Genomic DNA, 16,210 nt, shown 5'->3' with positions numbered 1-16,210 from the left:
CTGGGGCACTCAACGACGCCGGCCAGATCTAACATCGCCACCTACGCGACCGCATCGCGGAGACTCGAATGAATGGCCGGCTCAGTACTCCAGCCGTAGGTCGTGATCATGGATGGGAAGGTCAGGTCCGGGACGCTCCTAGGAACCGCAGCACGGCCAGGACGCGGCGGTGGTCCGCGTCGACCACGGGCAGGTCAAGCTTGGCGAAGATGTTGTTGATGTGCTTCGCCACGGCGCTTTCGCTGACCACCAGCGCCTGCGCGATGCCGGCATTGGAGCGCCCCTCGGCCATCAGGCCGAGTACCTCCCGTTCGCGGGGGGTCAGCCGCGCGAGCGGGTCGCTGTCGCGCCGCAGCAGCAACTGGGCGACGACCTGCGGGTCCAGGGCCGTGCCCCCGTCCGCCACTCGCCGGACCGCCGCCACGAAGTCGGCGACATCGGCAACCCGCTGCTTGAGCAGGTAGCCCACACCGCTGGTGTTCGCAGACAGCAGGTCAGCCGCGTACCGCTCCTCCACGTACTGCGAAAGCAGCACCACCGGCGTCCCCGGCCAGCGCCGACGGATCTCCATCGCCGCCCGCACCCCCTCGTCGGTGAAGCCGGGCGGCATCCGGACGTCGATCAAGGCAAGTTCGGGCCGGTGCTCCGCCACTGCCGCCAACAGCCCCTCCGCGTCGCCGGCTTCCGCGGCGACCTGGAACCCGCCCATCTCCAGCACCTTGATCAAGCCGACCCGCAACAACACCGAATCCTCGGCGATCACCGCGCGCACGGCAGCTCCGCGGTGATGGTGGTGGGCCCGCCAACCGGGCTGCTGACGTGGAAGGCCCCGTCGAGGGAGCCGACCCGCTTGGCCAGCCCGGTCAGCCCCGTGCCGGCGGCGGCGTCGGCACCGCCCAGCCCGTCGTCGGTAACGCGCATTCGCAGCACCTCGCCGACCTGACGGACTATCACCTCTGCACGCATCGCGTTGGCGTGCTTCGTCGCATTGGTCAGCGCCTCAGAGATCACGAAGTACGCGACTGACTCCACGTTGGGCGCCACCCGCTCCTCCAGATCGACCCGCAGCCGCACCGGCAGGGGCGTGCGGGCAGCCAGCCCGGACAACGCCGCGTCCAGACCTCGGTCTTCGAGCACGGCCGGGTGCAGCCCCCGCACCAGGTCATTGAGTTCGGCGATCGCCTCCTTCGCCTCCAGGTGCGCTCTCGCGATCACCTCACGGGCATCACTCGGCAGGTCCGGGCGAGTGGCAATGGCCAGACCCAGGTTGACCGCGAGAGACACCAACCGCTGCTGGGTGCCGTCGTGCAGGTCGCGCTCGATCCGGCGGCGCTCCGCGTCGACGGCCTCGATCAAGTCGGTCCGGCTCACGGCCAGCTGATCGACCCGCTCCTGGAGCCGCTGCGCCCGGCTGGGCCCGAGCAGGCCCAACGCCAGCCGCGCCTCGGCCCGGGCTATCGCCCGCGCGGTCCAGGGCAGGGCGCACAGGAGGAGGACTCCAGCCGCTGTGTAAGCCGGCAGCTGGGTCAGGTAGCCGAACCAGTCCTGGCGGATTCCGGTTGGCAGCGCCCATGACCAGGCGTAAGCGATGACGCCCGCCAGGCCCGCCGCTGCCACCGCGAGCACCAGCAGCTCCAGCTGCGCGAGCAGCGGGCCCAGCAGGAGGTGGTAGCCGATCTTGCGCCAAGGCCGCTTCGCCGCGAGCCACCGGGCGGTCGAGGCCCACGTCCATTGTTCCGGCGCGGTGGGGGTGAGCCGGGGGACGTCCACACCGATGAGCACCCGGTAGCGAGCCCGCTGAACGGCCGTCAGCACCGGGGTGCCGAGCATGACCAGGGCGGCCGACATGGAAACCGCAAGGAGCCAGTTCCCCGTCCTCGCGGTAGTCGCCACCGCCCAGGCCCACACGGGCACCAGCGCCAGGTGCGGCAGCACACCAGCGGCAAGAAAGCCGGTGTCCCGCCGCGCCCGGAGGACCGTACGTCTCAGTCCAGCTGGAATCGTCATGGCACGACGCTAGGGCACCGCAGGAGGACGGTGCCATGAAACCTGTGCCCGATCTCATGGTGAACCTAGTACCAGCTGTAGACCTTGATCTTGACCTGTGGGCGGACAGCATCTCGGGTCGGTAGGTCGGCTTCTGCTGGCCGTTGGCAGGTAGGAGGATGTCCTTGACAACGAAGCCCCCAAGACTGTTGTCGACCCAGACAACGGCGAGGGTCCGCCGTCTCCGGCACCCTTCGAGATGCCCTGTGCACTGCCGTCGAGCACCGGCTCGCTGAAGATCGCCGTGTGGATCCAGAGCGGCTTGGCGTGGTAGCCGAGCTGCCGCCCGGTCACCGTAAGGCCGCGCCAGGTCCACCTTCTGGCGGTGACCGGCGGGAGGTCCACGCCGCGCAGCCGGTTCCACTGAGCCACGGTCAGTACCGGGGACACGGCCAGCAGCACGAGAGCCGTGAAGACCACGCCGCCCAAGACGACGTCCCGGGCGAACTTCACCTCAGTCAGGTGCAGGCCGAGCCAGAGCGCTGTGGTGATCCCCAGGGTGATCAGCTGCACGGACACTCCAGCCGCGACGAACCTGAAAGCCGCCGAACCACCGGCCCGCGTGCGTCGTGCCGTGTCCATGATCCAACGCTAATCGAGACCGGGCCCACCATCATGCAGGCACCCGGGTCGGTGCGGTAGCAGGCACCACCACGAAGTCGGAACCACGGGCTACTGATCTCGGCAGGCCGCGGCGGCAAGGTTTCGCCGCAGGGCCGCCGACGCCGGCGGCATCACCACGACATCGGTGGAGGAATTCTCATGACCGTTCGGACGATGCCCCGGCCGCCACGCACGGCGAGGTCGCCGGGTGCCCGGGCGCGACCCCGGACCAGCTGGGCGCCCAAGGTGCTCGGCGCGGTCGCCGCGGGCATGGTGCCGTGGGTGTTCGTGCTGGGCCCGTCCCTGCCCGAGACCACACAGGTACGGCACTGGCCGGCCGCGTGGATCGGACTCGACCTGGCCATGGCGCTCGGCTGCGCGACCACCGCGCGCTTGCTCCACCACGGCGATGACCGCGCCCGCCTGTCGGCGTCGGCCGTCGCGGCGCTCACGGTGATGGACGCTTGGTTCGACGTTCTCACCGCCCAGGCCGGCGCCGAATTCACCCAGGCCCTCGTCTGCGCGGTCCCGGAACTGGCCCTGGCCGGCCTGTGTATGTGGCTCGCCCTGCGCAATCCTGAAAGGCTGTGATGAAAAGAAGAACATCCGCGGCTGCGGCGGCATACGTTTTCGCCGCAGTGATGTGCGTTCCAGGAACCGCCGAAGCCATCGTCGACGGTGAAGGAGCCGATCAGCTCTACCCGGTCGGTTCGTTGCTGTACGACAACGGGAACGACCCGGACTGGCCCGCGTGTGGTGTTGATCCACGACGCCTGGCACGTCGCGACCAACGCGCACTGTGTGACGAACATGCCGGTGTCGGGCGTTCGGGCTCGGTCGGCACGTCTTGCGTACGGCGCCTGGGCGGCCACCGAGGGCAGCAAGCCTGTCGATCACAGCGATCGGTCCATCTACCACATCCGGCTCGGCTCGCTGGACAGTACGAGCGGCGGGCAGGTCTATCACCTCCGGGCGATCGCCGTGCCGGACTCGTGGGCCTGGGGAGTGCGGGATGCCGAGGGCCGGCCCGGCGACCGCTCGCCGACATGGCCGCCCCAACCGGCGATGCCGCGGCGCTGAAGACTCGTTACAACCCGCACTCACTCGGCGAGCTGCACCTCAACCTCTGGCTGCGGGTTCCCGAACTGAAGAACCGGTTCGACCCGACGGACGCGGACGACCTGGCCGGTCTCCAGAGCGCTGCCGACACGTGGTTGAAGGCCAACCCCAGCACCCTGTCGTGGTGGGGCACCGGCTTTGCCCACCAAGCCGCCTACCTCGACAAACCGGACCAGCAAGGGTTCGCCCTCGGTCTCGGCCGCCCATGGACCGCCAACCGCTGAACCGAGGACCGGACCACGGTGCAAGATCGCCGGCATCGGGGTACTCGGCCGTCACACGCCGGACGAGGGAGGAGCCCGCCGATGACGGCGCTGAACCGGGCCGGACAGGCCACGCAACGACCCGACGGTCGCCGCACCCCAGGCGTGCGCCGGGGGTGGTTCGGCCGGGCAGCGTTCGCCGTCGTCTTCGTGGCCGTGTGGAGCAGCGGCTTCCTCGTCGGCAGCATCGGTACTCGCACCGTGGCACCCGGGACGCTGGGGTTCTGGCGGTTTCTCACTGCCTCGGCGGTGCTGGGAGTCATCGCGGTGGCCGGGCGCGGCCGGTGGCCCCGACGCCCGGCCACCTGGCTTCACCTGATCGTGTCCGGATTTCTGCTGCAGACCTGCCAGTTCGTCGGCGTCTTCGTCGCGCTGGATCTGGGGGTGTCCGCAGGAATCACCTCGCTGATCACCGACGCGACCCCGCTGATGGTCGCTGCCGCAGCCGTGCCCATCTTCGGTGAACGACTACGGCCCTGGCAGGTCGGCGGCCTGGCGTTGGGGTTTGCGGGCGTTACTGCGGCGGTCAGCTCGGATCTGGCAGGCTTCGGTACCGCCGCCGGCATCCTCGCCGCCGTCGCCGGGCTCGCCGGCTCAGCCGGCGGCACCCTCTACCAGAAACGCTTCGGCGACGACATGGACCTGCGGACCGGCATGTTCATCCAGATGCTCGCCGCGACCGTGAGCATCATCCCCTTCACCGCGGTCTCCGGCGGTTTCGCGCTGCCACTCACCTTCGCCGCGATCGGATCCGTCGCCTGGCTCGCCCTCGTCGGATCCATCGCCGCGTTCGTCCTGCTCTTCTACGTCCTCAAGCGACAACCGGGCGCCAGCGCAACCAGCTACCTGTTCCTCGTGCCTCCCGCGACTGCCCTGGCCGGGGTTCCCATCCTCGGCCAGCACCTCAACCCGGCCGCGATCGTGGGCTTTGCCCTCGCCGCAGTCGGCGTCGCCCTGGTCACCTGAAGCCCCCACGGACCGGCGCGAGAGTCTCTCGACTCGTCGCCGCAGTGCGGCACGCCAGGCCGATGGGACAGCTGAACCGCGGGTGTCAACATCGCTACCCGCGAGCACGCCCATCACTTGACCACTTCGGTTGACACGGACGCTGGTTTTCAGGGCCGCTGATTCGGTTCTGCAGATGGTCTCAAACTCAGCCGCGTGAGCTTGCCCAGGGCGCGCTGGCGCGAGAATAGCCGAGCTGGGTTCTGTTGATCTTCGAAAGGGTGCGACGTGGATTCGTCGGCGGGTGTTCAAGCGGTGCGGGTGCCGGAGCCCGGAAACTGGGAGGCCGCTGGGCGCCACGTGTCCCGACCTGGCGCAGGACGGGCATGGGAGCTGGTACTACCGTCTGGAATTGGCACCGTGGCCGGACGGCCCGCGACGACAGCTGCGACGCGGCGGATTCGCCACCGCCGACGCCGCGCGCAGCGAACGAGACCAGTTCGGCGCGACCGGCGGGCGGGGACCGGCGGACGCGACGATGACCATGGCGCAGTGGCTGCGCCTGTGGCTGGAAACCCTCGCCCTCAGAGGCTCCACTTTGTACTCGTACCGCAGCAACGTCGAAACCTATCTGATCCCATTGCTGGGCGGCGTCCTGGTGCGGGAGTTGACCGCGGACCGGATCCAAGCGATGGTGGCCGACCTCATCCGCAACGGCAGCGTATCCGGCCAGCCCCTACGACCAGGCACGCTCCGGCACGTCCACGCGACGCTGCGTGCCGCCCTCAACGCCGCCGTACGGAGAGGCCTCCTCCCCACCAACCCCGCCTGGCACATCCACGTACCCTGCGGCAAGCGACCGCACGCAGTCGTATGGACCGCACCCCGGATCGCACAATGGCAAGCCACCGCGCAGCGACCACCGGTCGCGGTCTGGACCGTCGACCAGACCCGCGCATTCCTCGAACACATCCACGACCACACGCTCTACCCGCTGTTTCACCTCATCGCCCTGTTCGGTCTCCGCCGTGGCGAAGCGGCGGGATTGCGGTGGTGCGACATCGACCTCGAACAAGGCCTACTGACCATCTCCCACCAGATCCGCCAATACGGCTGGCGCATCGAGGTCGGCAAACCGAAAAGCGAAGCCAGCAACCGGGTCATCGGCCTCGACAGCGTAACCATCGCCCTGCTCCGTCAATACCGGGAAAACGTCGCTGCAGACGTCGATCCTGGATCGCAGGACTTCATGTTCACGACCCGTTCCGGAGGAATGCTCACCCCGCAACATCTGACCCACCTACTCCGCGCCCTGAATGAAGAATCTGGCCTGCCGCCGATCCGGTTGCACGACCTACGGCACGGCGCCGGCAGCCTTTCCCTGGCCGCCGGAAACGACCTCAAAACCGTCCAAGCCATGCTCGGACACTCCAGCATCGTGCTAACCGCCGACACCTACGTCAGCGTCCTACCCGACCTGGCCTGCCGCGCCGCCGAAGCCACCATCCACCACGTCCTCGGCGCCGCGAAAGCCACCGCCGCACGGCTACGCGGCATCGCCAACATCGCCGCCGCAGCGGCTTAACCCGCTGGTCAACGCCCGCTACTCGGCTGCCCGCCTACAACAACTCGACCCCCGGGTAGTCCGCAGAACCCCCGAAAGGACGGTCACCGACCCGGCGAAGGACAGGTCAGCCCGCGACCTGCCCTGGCTGTGACCTGCCCGAAAGCCGTTTCCCGCTCCGCTGCGACACCCGCGCGGCGTGGCCGCTATGGGCCCCCGAGCCCATCACGGGCTTACCGGGAGCCCACGCAAGATCACAACGACGGTCGCGAAGATCAACTACAGCAAGTAACTAGCAGGCCAGCACACGTGCCGACCTTGGTGGGCCGCCTGGGGCTCGAACCCAGAACCTACGGATTAAAAGCAGCGAATAAGTCGTGATCGCGTTGCCAACAGCTTCTACCAGCAGTTTTATGTCCGCAGCGCTCATCTTAACGTGCCTTGCCGACAGGTCTGGGCTCCGTTATGTCTCCGTTCGCCCAGCTGTGCTCACGACAGGTCGGCCGCTTGTCATCGGCGATCGAATCATCCACACTCGATGAGCACTGAACGTGTTCGAGGGGGATGGTTTCAGTAGTGGATGGTCCTGGGTTCCATGTCGACGTCGGCAAGATCGAGGAGGCCGCGAACGGCATCAAGCGAAGCATGACCGACCAATCGAGCTTCGAGCTACGCGACCTGTGCGGCGACACCAACCTGTACGGACACGACGGCATCCACAACTCACTGATGAACTTCTGCGTCCGCTGGAGCGACGGTCTCGACATCCTGACCGACGACGCAGACGCGATCGGCGACGTCCTCACCAAGGCAGCCGCCGCGTACCGAGCGACGGACTCCGCCGCCGCCGGGTCACTCACCACCGACCCGGGCCAGGGACCGGTGGACGATGGCTGAACTCGGAGACACCAGCGACCCGACAGCCCTCGTCCCCGGCAAACCCGAAGCGATCGAGGAGAACGCCCGCGTACTGAACGCCCGCGGCGACCTCGCCGGCCAGGCCGCTGACGGGCTCAAAGCCATCGACACCGGAGCCTGGGAAGGCCCCGCCGCCCGCGCATTCCACGACAAGTTCAGCTACGAACCGAACAAGTGGTTCGACGCCGCCGACGCCCTCCACCGGGGCGGGTCACTGCTAACCGACTACGCGCGCACCCTCCGCTGGGCCCAAACCCAGGCAGGCGAAGCCATCGCCCAGTGGAAAAACGCACAAGCCGCCACCCAACAGGCCAAAACCCGGCACGATGCCGCCGCAGCCGAGGCACAGGCCAACAACCAGCCTCTGCCACTGTTCACCGATCCGGGTGAAGGCGGACGGCAAGCTGCCCAGGACACGCTCAACCGAGCCCGAGCGCAGCTGACCGACGCCGGCAACTCCATCGCAGGCATGCTCGACACCGAAGCGGACGCAGCACCACAAAAGTCCAGCTGGCTCGACGACGCCGGCAACTTCCTCACCGACCTCGGCACCCACGCCGCGAACAGCCTCGCCTCGTTCGGCAACGCCATGCTCAACCACCCGGTCGACACCGCCGCCGCGGTCGGCGGAATAGCGCTGACCACGATCAGCTCAGCAGGCGAAGGCGCGGGCCTCCTCCTCGACGCCACCGGCATCGGCGCCATCGCCGGCGTGCCTCTCAACGTCGTATCCGCCGCCGGCATCGCCGTCGGCGGAACGATGACCGTCGGCGCCGTCGGCGACCTCGCCCGGCACGCCATGACCGACGACCACGTCGAGCCCGTCAAACCGCGTTCCAACCCGACCAAACCCACCAAGACGGACCGGCTCAAGGAACACCTGACCGACAAGGACCTCGACGGAGCCCGCCGCGAACTGAACGGCGAAGTCGTAGCCCGCAAGGGTGACGGCACACCTTGGGACCACGTCACCGAAGTCAGAGAGGCCCAAAACGGCCTCTCGAACCAGATCAACCGCCTGAAACGCCAGCTCAGCGACTCACGACTGTCGCCGGAGGATCGCCCCGCCGTCGAGGCCGAGCTGTCCGAGGCCAGCCGGCTGCTCGACTACAGTGAGCAGTGGGTACCACGCGGATAGCAGCCTCATCGACACGACACGACAGCTGACACGAGGAGCCATGGGGACCAGTCCTGACGTCGACGAATCGCTCACCCTCGAGCAGATCGAAGACCGCCACTGGGGCAACCCACCAGCCGACGCAACCAGGCTGATCAAAACCGTCTACGAACTGCGCCACAAGCCCATCGGCTCCATGGACGTCGAAGACCTTCGCGTGCTCCTGCTCCAGCAGGAGAGCATCGACGTGCTGGTCCCCGTTGCGCTGACCCACCTCGAGCAGAACCCACTCGCCGAAGGCGACTTCTACCCCGGCGACCTGCTCACCGCGGTGCTGAAGATCCCACAGACGTACTGGCAACAGCACCCTGCCCAACGAAGCCGCGTTTCAGCCGTGATCGGAGCAATCGAGGCCCTCGGCAACCTCGACGATCACGACGCGCCACACGACACCATCTGGCAGCAGATCAACACGTTCCGCGGCGGACAATCCATAATTCGGACAGTGGCGGAGATATGATCTGCGGAATTGCTTCAAGCCCTTCGGAGCAAGATTGGAATGGCACTGACCGCCGCCAACTGTACGAGCCGCTGCCGCTGCGATGGTCGGCTGGAAACTTATGTGTATGGCACGCCAGCTGTGCGTTCGCCATCATCTTCGGGCCACCGCCGGCAAGCTATAGAGACTTATCGAGGATGCCGAAACACCGTTCGCGGTATGGCACCCAGGCTACTCACACATCCGTCTGCTGATCGATCGCGGCCTCGTAAAATGCGTCCGCGAGTGCCACGATGACAGCGTTGATACTAGGCCCGTCGCTGAAGAAGTAGTCCGCCATGGTGTTGTGGGCCTCCTGGTTCTCGACCACCGCCTCGATGACCGCAGCCTGGAAGTCCTGCGACTCCATGAATTGCTTCTTCGAGTTCACCTTGGTCTGGTTGATGAGACCCGGGTAGGCGAGCAGTCGCTGCACCAGGCCCTGCACGAACTCCCGAACCTGCGAACCAGTGAACGACTCGGCACCGAAGAGATCATTCATCTTGTCAATGACGACCTGGAGCGCTACGTACTTCGGCTCCTTCCGACCGCCGGTGCCCGCAGCACTGATGCCCTTGAGCTCACCGTCGCCGGTCAGCGAGATGTCGACCGCCGTTCCCTTGCTGTGCTTGACGCCAACGAGGACCACATCGGACAAATCGACCTCCGCGGCCCAGGATGAGTCTGCGATGACCTTCTCTAGAAGGCGCAAGAAGATCGACAGCATCTCCATGTACGGGTCGCCATAGTCGACGATCTGGCTCATGAAGTCGTAGAGCCGGACGAGGGTGGAGACGTCCTTGCGGAACAGGTCGAGAGTGTTGAGGGTGACCTTGTCGTCGGCTTCGATCGCAGCCGCGTAGCGGCGGGCGAACTCGTTCTTGGCTGGGCTGATCGCGGCCGAGAGCGCGTTGTTCCCCTTCCGGGTGACCCACAGTTCGGCGACTTCGCGCACCTGCTCCGGCGTATAGATACCAGCCTGGGCGAGCTTGGTGGAAAGGTGGAAGACGACGTACGGGTCGGTCTCAGTCTCCAGGGTGGCGTTGGTGAAGTACGGCTCGAACGCGGTCCGGATGTCCTCGGGCTTGTTCACGAAGTCGATGACGAACGTCTTGCGCTTGCGATCTCCGCCCGCAGTGCGATAGGTGCGGTTGAGGCGCGACAGCGTTTGCACGGCAGTAACCCCGGAGAGCTTCTTGTCGATGTACATCGCCGAGAGCAGTGGCTGGTCGAACCCTGTCTGGAACTTGTTGGCGACCAACATGATCTTGTACGTCGTGCCCTTGAAGGCGGCGGCCAGGTCCGAGCCGGCGCCAGGGTTCAGGTTGGCCTCGGTGAACTCGTCGTACTTGCTCGGCTGCGGTCCCCAGTCCGAAGCCCACTCTTCGTCCTCGGCCATCGTCACTGAGCCGGAAAAGGCGACCAGGGTGCGGTAGTTGTACGAGGCGTCGTTGGTGGCCCGCTTGGCGATGTAGGCGTCTATCGCCTTCTTGTACTTCACCGCGGCCTTGCGAGAGTCGGTCACGACCATCGCCTTCGCCTTGCCCTCCAGCAGGTGGGCGACGTTGACGTGGAAGTGCTCGACGATGATCTGCACTTTCTGGCTGATGTTGGTCGGGTGCAGCTTTACCCACCGCATCAGCCCCTTGCGCGCCGCGGCCTCGTCCACCACCACGTCACCGTCACCGCTCTCGGCCTGGCCGGCAATCTTCAGTGCGGTGTCGTAGGACTGGTAGCCCTTGAGCACGTCGAGGATGTAGCCCTCCTCGATCGCCTGTCGCATCGAGTAGAGGTGGAACTCGACCGGCTTGTTGTCAGGACCCTTGCGGCCGAAGAGCTCCAGGGTCTTGTTCTTCGGCGTCGCGGTGAACGCGAAGTAGGAGATGTTCTTCGACTCGGCTCGCTCGGTCATCTCCGAGGCCAGGATCGACTCGACATCGACTGAGCCGCGCTCCTCGATCTCCTTGACCTCCTCGGCGGTCAGGACGGCCTTGAGCTTGGAGGAGATCTGCCCGGACTGCGACGAGTGCGCCTCGTCCGCGATCACAGCGAACCGCTTCCCCCGCAGGCCCCTGCTAGCCCGGATCTCGTCGAGTGCGAACGGGAAGGTCTGCACTGTCACCGCGATGATCAGCTCCCCGTTCTTCAACGCGGTCGCCAGCAGTCCGGACTTCGACTTGGCCCCCGCCTTGCGGACGTCCTCCGGACTGATCGTGGCCACGATCTTCCCCGATCCGTCGATCTGCCGGATCGCCTCTTGGAGCTGACCGTCGAGCACGGTGCGGTCCACGACCACGATCACCGAGTCGAAGACCTTCTCGTCGTTTACGTGCAGGCGCGCCAGCCGGTGTGCAGTCCAGGCGATGGTGTTTGTCTTGCCTGAGCCTGCGGAGTGCTCGATCAGGTAGCGGTGTCCCACTCCCTCCTCGCGCACCGCGGCCACGATGTTCGTCACAGCTTCCCATTGGTGGAACCGGGGGAAGAGCATGCTCATGCGCCGCACCGACGTCCCGGTCGCGACGTCCCATTCCTCCTTGGTCTCCACGATCATCAGTCGGCCGAGGATGTTGAGCCAGGCGTGTTTTTCCCAGACCCGCTCCCACAGGTAAGCGGTTGCCGACCGCCCGCCCGTACCCGGCGGGTTCCCCGCGCCATCCTCATGGCCGACGTTGAACGGCAGGAAGTGCGTCTTCTCACCCTCGAGCCGGGTGGTCATCGCGGCCAGGTCGTTCGAGACCGCGAAGTGCACCACCGCCCGGTGCCCGAACGACAGCAGCGGCTCCGGCCGCCCGTTGGTCAGCGGATGACGGTGCTTGCGGTACTGGTTGATCGCCTCATCGAGGGACTGGGTGAAGTCGGTCTTCAACTCGACGGTGGCGACCGGGAGCCCGTTGATGAAGAAGACCAAGTCGATGCTGCGCTGATCGGCGGTGGAGAAGTACACCTGCCGCATCACCCGCACCCGCATCGCCGCGTACTGCCCGTTGGTGGTCGCGTTCAGGCTGGTCTCGGGTCGGAACTGTGCCATCTTCAACCGGCCGCCGCCGATGTACTGCACTCCGTTGCGCAGGATGTTCAGCGTCCCGCCACCATGTTCCAGGGGCTTGTCCAGAGTTGTGGCCAGCACGTCGAGGAACTTCGCCTTCGACCCTGCAGCCCTCATGGCTTTCTCGTACGGGGCCTGCTGGGTCTCTTCCAGCCAGGCGGACAGGTCCTCGGGGAAGAGCGCCCGCTCCCGGTCGTAGCCGGTGTCGTCCTCCGAGTACAGCCACCCGTGCGCGTCCAGGTACTCGCAGATCTCGGTCTCGAAGACGACCTCGTTGTGATCGGCCATCAGACCATCTCCCGTACGTCGATCTGCCCCGTCACCGCCGCCGTGATCAACGCCGAACGACGCTCGCGAGCGAGCTCGACGAACCTTTCGGTCTCTTCGATCAGCGCGTCGATCTTCGCGGTCTGCTTGTCTAGGTAGGCGGCGATGCTTTTCTGCTCACCAAGCGGCGGGAACGGCATCTTGAACTTCCGGACCTGCCACTCGCTCACATGGGGCACGCTGACACCCGTGAACAGGGGCTGCAAATAGTTGAAGAACGCATCGGTCGACATGACGTAATGCATGTACCCACGTCCAGCCTCATCGTTGGCCCGGATACGCATGACCCGCTGAAGCAGCAAAGCCGGAAGATCGTCGTCCGAAATCGCTGCTACACGTACGCCGCCGCCCACAAACGGGCGGTCCATACCGAATACGAGATCGCCAACTTCGAGTACGAACTCACTCGGAATAGCCGCAGCCTCAACGTCCCAGTAGACGGTGTCGGTCCAGTTGATTTTCCCGGGCTTCACGTTCACGCCACGAAGCAGACGGACGTGAGCCTCGTCGGCACTGAACCCATCGCTGGGGAACGCATAGCCAGCCACGGTGTCACTCATGAACCCGAGTTGCATGACCCGCCAGTGGGAAGGTGTCTGAGGAAGCCACGGCTCAGCGTTGTTCTTCATGGGAGCACCCTCAAGCCCGGAGAAGACGGCCATCTCAACGAGAGCCTTACGGCGCCCACGCAGCATCTCGATCAGGCGCTGCTGCTCCTCGATGAGCGTGTCGATGCGGGCGGTCTCCCGGTCGAGGTAGCCGGCGATGGCGCGTTGCTCATCGGCAGGCGGCAGTGCCAGGGGTATGCGGGCGAAGGTGCTCCAGTTGCGGAAGTCAACGCTGCGCTCGCGGACGTTCGGCGCCTGGGTGGCAAGGAAGCCGGAGGTTCCAAGGTGACGTAGCAGGCGCGCGAGGTAGGTGAGATCGTCGTCAGCCACGGATTCGCAGACGTGGTAAACCGGTGAGGCGTTGCCGTGACTGTCGGAGACGCCAACCGCGCCAGCGAAACCGTCGAGGGCGTGGAAGACCAGGTCGCCGGGGCGGATCTCTTGGTAGCCGTTCTCAGTGTCGGAGAAGGTGTAGCCGTCCTCGCGACGGTTGGAGCGCAGTGTCACGATGCCGTCTCGGTAGGCGGTGACCACACCAAGCCCGGGTTGAGCCTGACGGTCGAGCGGACGGAGCACCCGACGTACTGTCGTCTCGCGCCAACCGGGCCTCAGACCTGTATTCACCCCTCCACCTCCCGCAGCAGGTCGAGGATCTTGGTGACCTGCTTCTCCAGGTCGGCGTCGATCTCGGCGAGGGGACGCGGCGGGACGTACTTGTAGAAGTGGCGGGTGAAGGGGACCTCGTAGCCGGTCTTGACCTTGGGCCAGTCGATCCAGGCGTCGGGGGCATGCGGCTTCACCTCGGCGTCGAAGTACGTCTGGATCACCTCGACCTTGCCAGCCACACCAACGGTCGAGCCGCCGTAGGTGAACGGGACGTTCTCGGTGTCGCGCTTCTTCGGGTCAGGCTTGGGCTTGCCCTTGCGGTCGACGACCGGCTTCCCGGACTCGTTCAACAGCGGGCGCTCGACGGTGATGGTCCAGGAGCCGAACTCGTCGTTGCGCAGCACCTTGGAGTACTCGGGGTCGGCGTCGGTGAAGTCGTCGTACAACTTCACTACCTTGGCGCGGTCGGCGTCGCTGATTTCGCGCCCCTTGGAGCCGAGGTTCTTGCGCATCTTGGTCCAGAACGACGTGCTGTCGATGAGCTGGACCAGGCCCTTGCGGTCGGGATGCTTGGTGTTGTCGAGGATCCAGATGTAGGTGGCGATACCGGTATTGAAGAACATGTTCGTCGGTAACGCGACGATAGCGTCGACCAGGTCGTTCTCCAACAGCCACTTGCGGATGTTGGAGGGGCCGGACTCGGCGGCGCCATTAAAGAGCGGCGAGCCGTTCATGACGATTCCGGCCCGGCCACCGCCGTCCTCGGGGGCGCGCATCTTGTGGGCGAGGTGGAGTAGGAAGAGCATCTGCCCGTCCGAGGTCGACGGGAGGCCGGGAGCGAACCGGCCGTAGGGACCTGCTTCGTCCCGTTCCTTCGTAACCGCCTTGGCGTACTGCTTCCAGTCGACGCCGTATGGCGGGTTCGACATGCAGAAGTCGAACTGGCGGCCCTTGAAGGCGTCGTCGGTGAGCGTGTTGCCGAAGGCGATGTTGGTTGCGTCGTGGCCCTTGGCGAGCAGATCGGACTTGCAGATCGCGTACGACTGCGGGTTGTACTCCTGGCCGAACAAGCTCAGCTTCGCGTCAGGGTTCTGCAGGAGCAGGTGTTCCTCGGCCAAGGCGAGCATGCCGCCGGTGCCGGCGGTGGGGTCGTACAGTGTCCGGATGATGCCGGACTCGGTCAGGGCGGCGTCCTTCTCGGCGAAGAGCAGGTCGACCAGCAGCCGGATCGCGTCCCGCGGGGTGTAGTGGTCGCCGGAGGTCTCGTTCGCGGCCTCGTTGAACTTGCGGATGATGTACTCGAACGCGTCGCCCATGTCGGCGTTGGAGACGACGTTCGGATGTAGGTCGACGCGCTTGAAGGACGTGATGACCTCGCGCAGCAGTTCCGCCTTCTCGAGGGCGAGTATCTCCTTCTTGAAGTCAAAGTACTCGAACACGTCGACATCGGGTGAGAACCGGTCGATGTAGTCGGCGAGGTTGTCCGCCAACCCGTCGGCGTCTTCGAGGAGGTTGGCGAACGAGTAGTTCGAGGTGTTGAAGAACGGTCGGCCGGTCGCCTTCTTGACCTCGACCCTGAGCCGGTTCGGGTTGTCGTACTTCGCCGCCAGCTCGCGCACCGTCTCGCGGTCGGGTTCGAGGATGCAGTCGAGGCGACGCAAGATCGTGAGCGGGAGGATCACGTTGCCGTACTGATTGGGGCGGTAAGGGCCCCGAAGCTGGTCGGCGATCGACCAGATGAAACTACCGAGAGTGCTCACGCGGCTCCTTACGACGTTCACTCGACGATAAATGGTGGACGTCCAGCTGGAGGACGTGCGCACCGTCCGGCCAGGCGGCGCGCAGTCTGCGACAACCGGCGCGTCACAGGAACATCATGGCGCATCGCCAGTCCTCCGGGCGGCGCCGCCAACGCTCGGCCGCGTAAGAGCCTGTAGCCGGGCGCTTGCGTGGCCAGGGCGTTTACGCTCGCGCAAGCGAGAAGCCAGGCGTCGATCCCCGGCCACGAGCTCGGTCTGCCCTGCGGCAAGGTCGCTGGGGCTGCGCACGCTGCCGCCTCGCCGCAAGCAGACGAGCCGGCTGCACCGCCTCCGCCGGAACGACGAACCGCCGGTCGAGCCGACCGCAAACCGGGGACAAGAGAAGCCTGGTCCGCGCATGAACGTCGGCGTCATCCTGGTTGTCTTCGTTGACGCGTGTTCGGCCACCCCGCCGCTTGCCAGGCATGGGCAAGGCGCGCGGCGGGCATCGGCCCGATCAACTCGTCGATGGAACGAAGCTCGTAGCACTGCATCAGGGACAGCAACGTGCTGAGCTGCGGATTCGGGAAGCGCGCGCCTTCAAGCTTGACGAGGGTGTTCCGCGTGATGCCCGCAGTCACTGCGGCGACTTCTTGTGTCAGACCCCGTTGCTCGCGTAGCTCGCGGAGACGGCGGCCGAAGTGCATACTGAAGTGGTCATCGAGAGGCGGGGATGGAACCGCCTTGAGGAGACGCGGCGTCCGCCGAGGA

14 protein-coding genes are annotated in these 16,210 nt (G+C 66.0%); 7 read left to right on the top strand and 7 right to left on the bottom strand.

The window, feature by feature from the left end:
• Nucleotides 1–121: 121 nt before the first annotated feature.
• From AB0M80_RS10610 to AB0M80_RS10600, 3 genes are read right to left on the bottom strand one after another with little or no spacing between them, the layout of a single operon-like run.
• Nucleotides 122–772, bottom strand: a complete 651-nt coding sequence (locus tag AB0M80_RS10610; protein ID WP_364561804.1) for a response regulator transcription factor — start codon at nt 770–772, stop codon at nt 122–124.
• Nucleotides 760–2,007: a histidine kinase gene (locus AB0M80_RS10605; protein WP_364561802.1), complete on the bottom strand. Its 1,248-nt coding sequence runs from the start codon at nt 2,005–2,007 to the stop codon at nt 760–762. Before AB0M80_RS10605 ends, AB0M80_RS10610 begins: the two co-directional genes overlap by 13 nt.
• Nucleotides 2,008–2,061: 54 nt before the next feature.
• A complete protein-coding gene (locus tag AB0M80_RS10600; protein ID WP_364561800.1) occupies nt 2,062–2,628 on the bottom strand; it encodes a hypothetical protein in 567 nt (188 codons plus the stop codon).
• Nucleotides 2,629–2,808: 180 nt separating this feature from the next.
• Between AB0M80_RS10600 and AB0M80_RS10595 the strand changes: the two genes are divergently transcribed.
• The 7 genes from AB0M80_RS10595 (at nt 2,809) to AB0M80_RS10565 (ending at nt 9,095) form a co-directional block, all read left to right on the top strand.
• Complete coding sequence (locus AB0M80_RS10595; protein WP_364561799.1) at nt 2,809–3,240, top strand: hypothetical protein; 432 nt, start codon at nt 2,809–2,811, stop codon at nt 3,238–3,240.
• Nucleotides 3,241–3,695: 455 nt separating this feature from the next.
• Nucleotides 3,696–3,992: a hypothetical protein gene (locus AB0M80_RS10590; protein WP_364561797.1), complete on the top strand. Its 297-nt coding sequence runs from the start codon at nt 3,696–3,698 to the stop codon at nt 3,990–3,992.
• Nucleotides 3,993–4,073: 81 nt separating this feature from the next.
• Nucleotides 4,074–4,997, top strand: coding sequence for a DMT family transporter (locus AB0M80_RS10585; protein ID WP_364561795.1), 924 nt, complete (start codon nt 4,074–4,076; stop codon nt 4,995–4,997).
• Between the two features lie 391 nt (nt 4,998–5,388).
• The gene (locus AB0M80_RS10580) at nt 5,389–6,561 is read left to right on the top strand and encodes a site-specific integrase (RefSeq protein WP_364561792.1); all 1,173 of its coding nucleotides are present in this window, start codon (nt 5,389–5,391) and stop codon (nt 6,559–6,561) included.
• A gap of 555 nt (nt 6,562–7,116) precedes the next feature.
• A complete protein-coding gene (locus AB0M80_RS10575) occupies nt 7,117–7,437 on the top strand; it encodes a hypothetical protein (RefSeq protein WP_364561790.1) in 321 nt (106 codons plus the stop codon).
• On the top strand, nt 7,430–8,596 hold the full coding sequence (locus tag AB0M80_RS10570; RefSeq protein ID WP_364561788.1) for a putative T7SS-secreted protein: 1,167 nt from the start codon (nt 7,430–7,432) through the stop codon (nt 8,594–8,596). Before AB0M80_RS10575 ends, AB0M80_RS10570 begins: the two co-directional genes overlap by 8 nt.
• Before the next feature lie 40 nt (nt 8,597–8,636).
• Complete coding sequence (locus tag AB0M80_RS10565) at nt 8,637–9,095, top strand: contact-dependent growth inhibition system immunity protein (protein WP_364561786.1); 459 nt, start codon at nt 8,637–8,639, stop codon at nt 9,093–9,095.
• Between the two features lie 214 nt (nt 9,096–9,309).
• Here the strand turns inward: AB0M80_RS10565 and AB0M80_RS10560 are convergent, their stop codons facing one another.
• The 4 genes from AB0M80_RS10560 to AB0M80_RS10545 form a co-directional block, all read right to left on the bottom strand.
• Entirely contained in the window at nt 9,310–12,447 is a 3,138-nt protein-coding gene (locus AB0M80_RS10560) for a DEAD/DEAH box helicase family protein (protein ID WP_364561783.1), read from the bottom strand.
• Nucleotides 12,447–13,670, bottom strand: coding sequence for a restriction endonuclease subunit S (locus AB0M80_RS10555; protein ID WP_364561780.1), 1,224 nt, complete (start codon nt 13,668–13,670; stop codon nt 12,447–12,449). Before AB0M80_RS10555 ends, AB0M80_RS10560 begins: the two co-directional genes overlap by 1 nt.
• Before the next feature lie 44 nt (nt 13,671–13,714).
• On the bottom strand, nt 13,715–15,460 hold the full coding sequence (locus tag AB0M80_RS10550) for a class I SAM-dependent DNA methyltransferase (protein ID WP_364561777.1): 1,746 nt from the start codon (nt 15,458–15,460) through the stop codon (nt 13,715–13,717).
• A 410-nt stretch (nt 15,461–15,870) separates the two neighbouring features.
• Nucleotides 15,871–16,146 (bottom strand): helix-turn-helix transcriptional regulator, encoded by a 276-nt coding sequence (locus AB0M80_RS10545; RefSeq protein WP_364561774.1) that lies wholly within the window; start codon nt 16,144–16,146, stop codon nt 15,871–15,873.
• Between the last annotated feature and the right edge of the window lie 64 nt (nt 16,147–16,210).

Origin of the sequence: Amycolatopsis sp. NPDC051045, from assembly GCF_040682955.1 — a bacterium.
Lineage (GTDB): Bacteria > Actinomycetota > Actinomycetes > Mycobacteriales > Pseudonocardiaceae > Amycolatopsis.
This window is presented reverse-complemented; position numbering and strand designations above follow the sequence as displayed.

Bases quoted from the DNA above. Each gene is read 5' to 3' on its own strand.
- AB0M80_RS10565 (WP_364561786.1), top strand. From the start codon at position 8,637: ATGGGGACCAGTCCTGACGTCGACGAATCGCTCACCCTCGAGCAGATC.
- AB0M80_RS10590 (WP_364561797.1), top strand. From the start codon at position 3,696: ATGGCCGCCCCAACCGGCGATGCCGCGGCGCTGAAGACTCGTTACAAC.
- AB0M80_RS10560 (WP_364561783.1), bottom strand. From the start codon at position 12,447: ATGGCCGATCACAACGAGGTCGTCTTCGAGACCGAGATCTGCGAGTAC.
- AB0M80_RS10600 (WP_364561800.1), bottom strand. From the start codon at position 2,628: ATGGACACGGCACGACGCACGCGGGCCGGTGGTTCGGCGGCTTTCAGG.
- AB0M80_RS10570 (WP_364561788.1), top strand. From the start codon at position 7,430: ATGGCTGAACTCGGAGACACCAGCGACCCGACAGCCCTCGTCCCCGGC.
- AB0M80_RS10545 (WP_364561774.1), bottom strand. From the start codon at position 16,146: ATGCACTTCGGCCGCCGTCTCCGCGAGCTACGCGAGCAACGGGGTCTG.
- AB0M80_RS10595 (WP_364561799.1), top strand. From the start codon at position 2,809: ATGACCGTTCGGACGATGCCCCGGCCGCCACGCACGGCGAGGTCGCCG.
- AB0M80_RS10605 (WP_364561802.1), bottom strand. From the start codon at position 2,007: ATGACGATTCCAGCTGGACTGAGACGTACGGTCCTCCGGGCGCGGCGG.
- AB0M80_RS10585 (WP_364561795.1), top strand. From the start codon at position 4,074: ATGACGGCGCTGAACCGGGCCGGACAGGCCACGCAACGACCCGACGGT.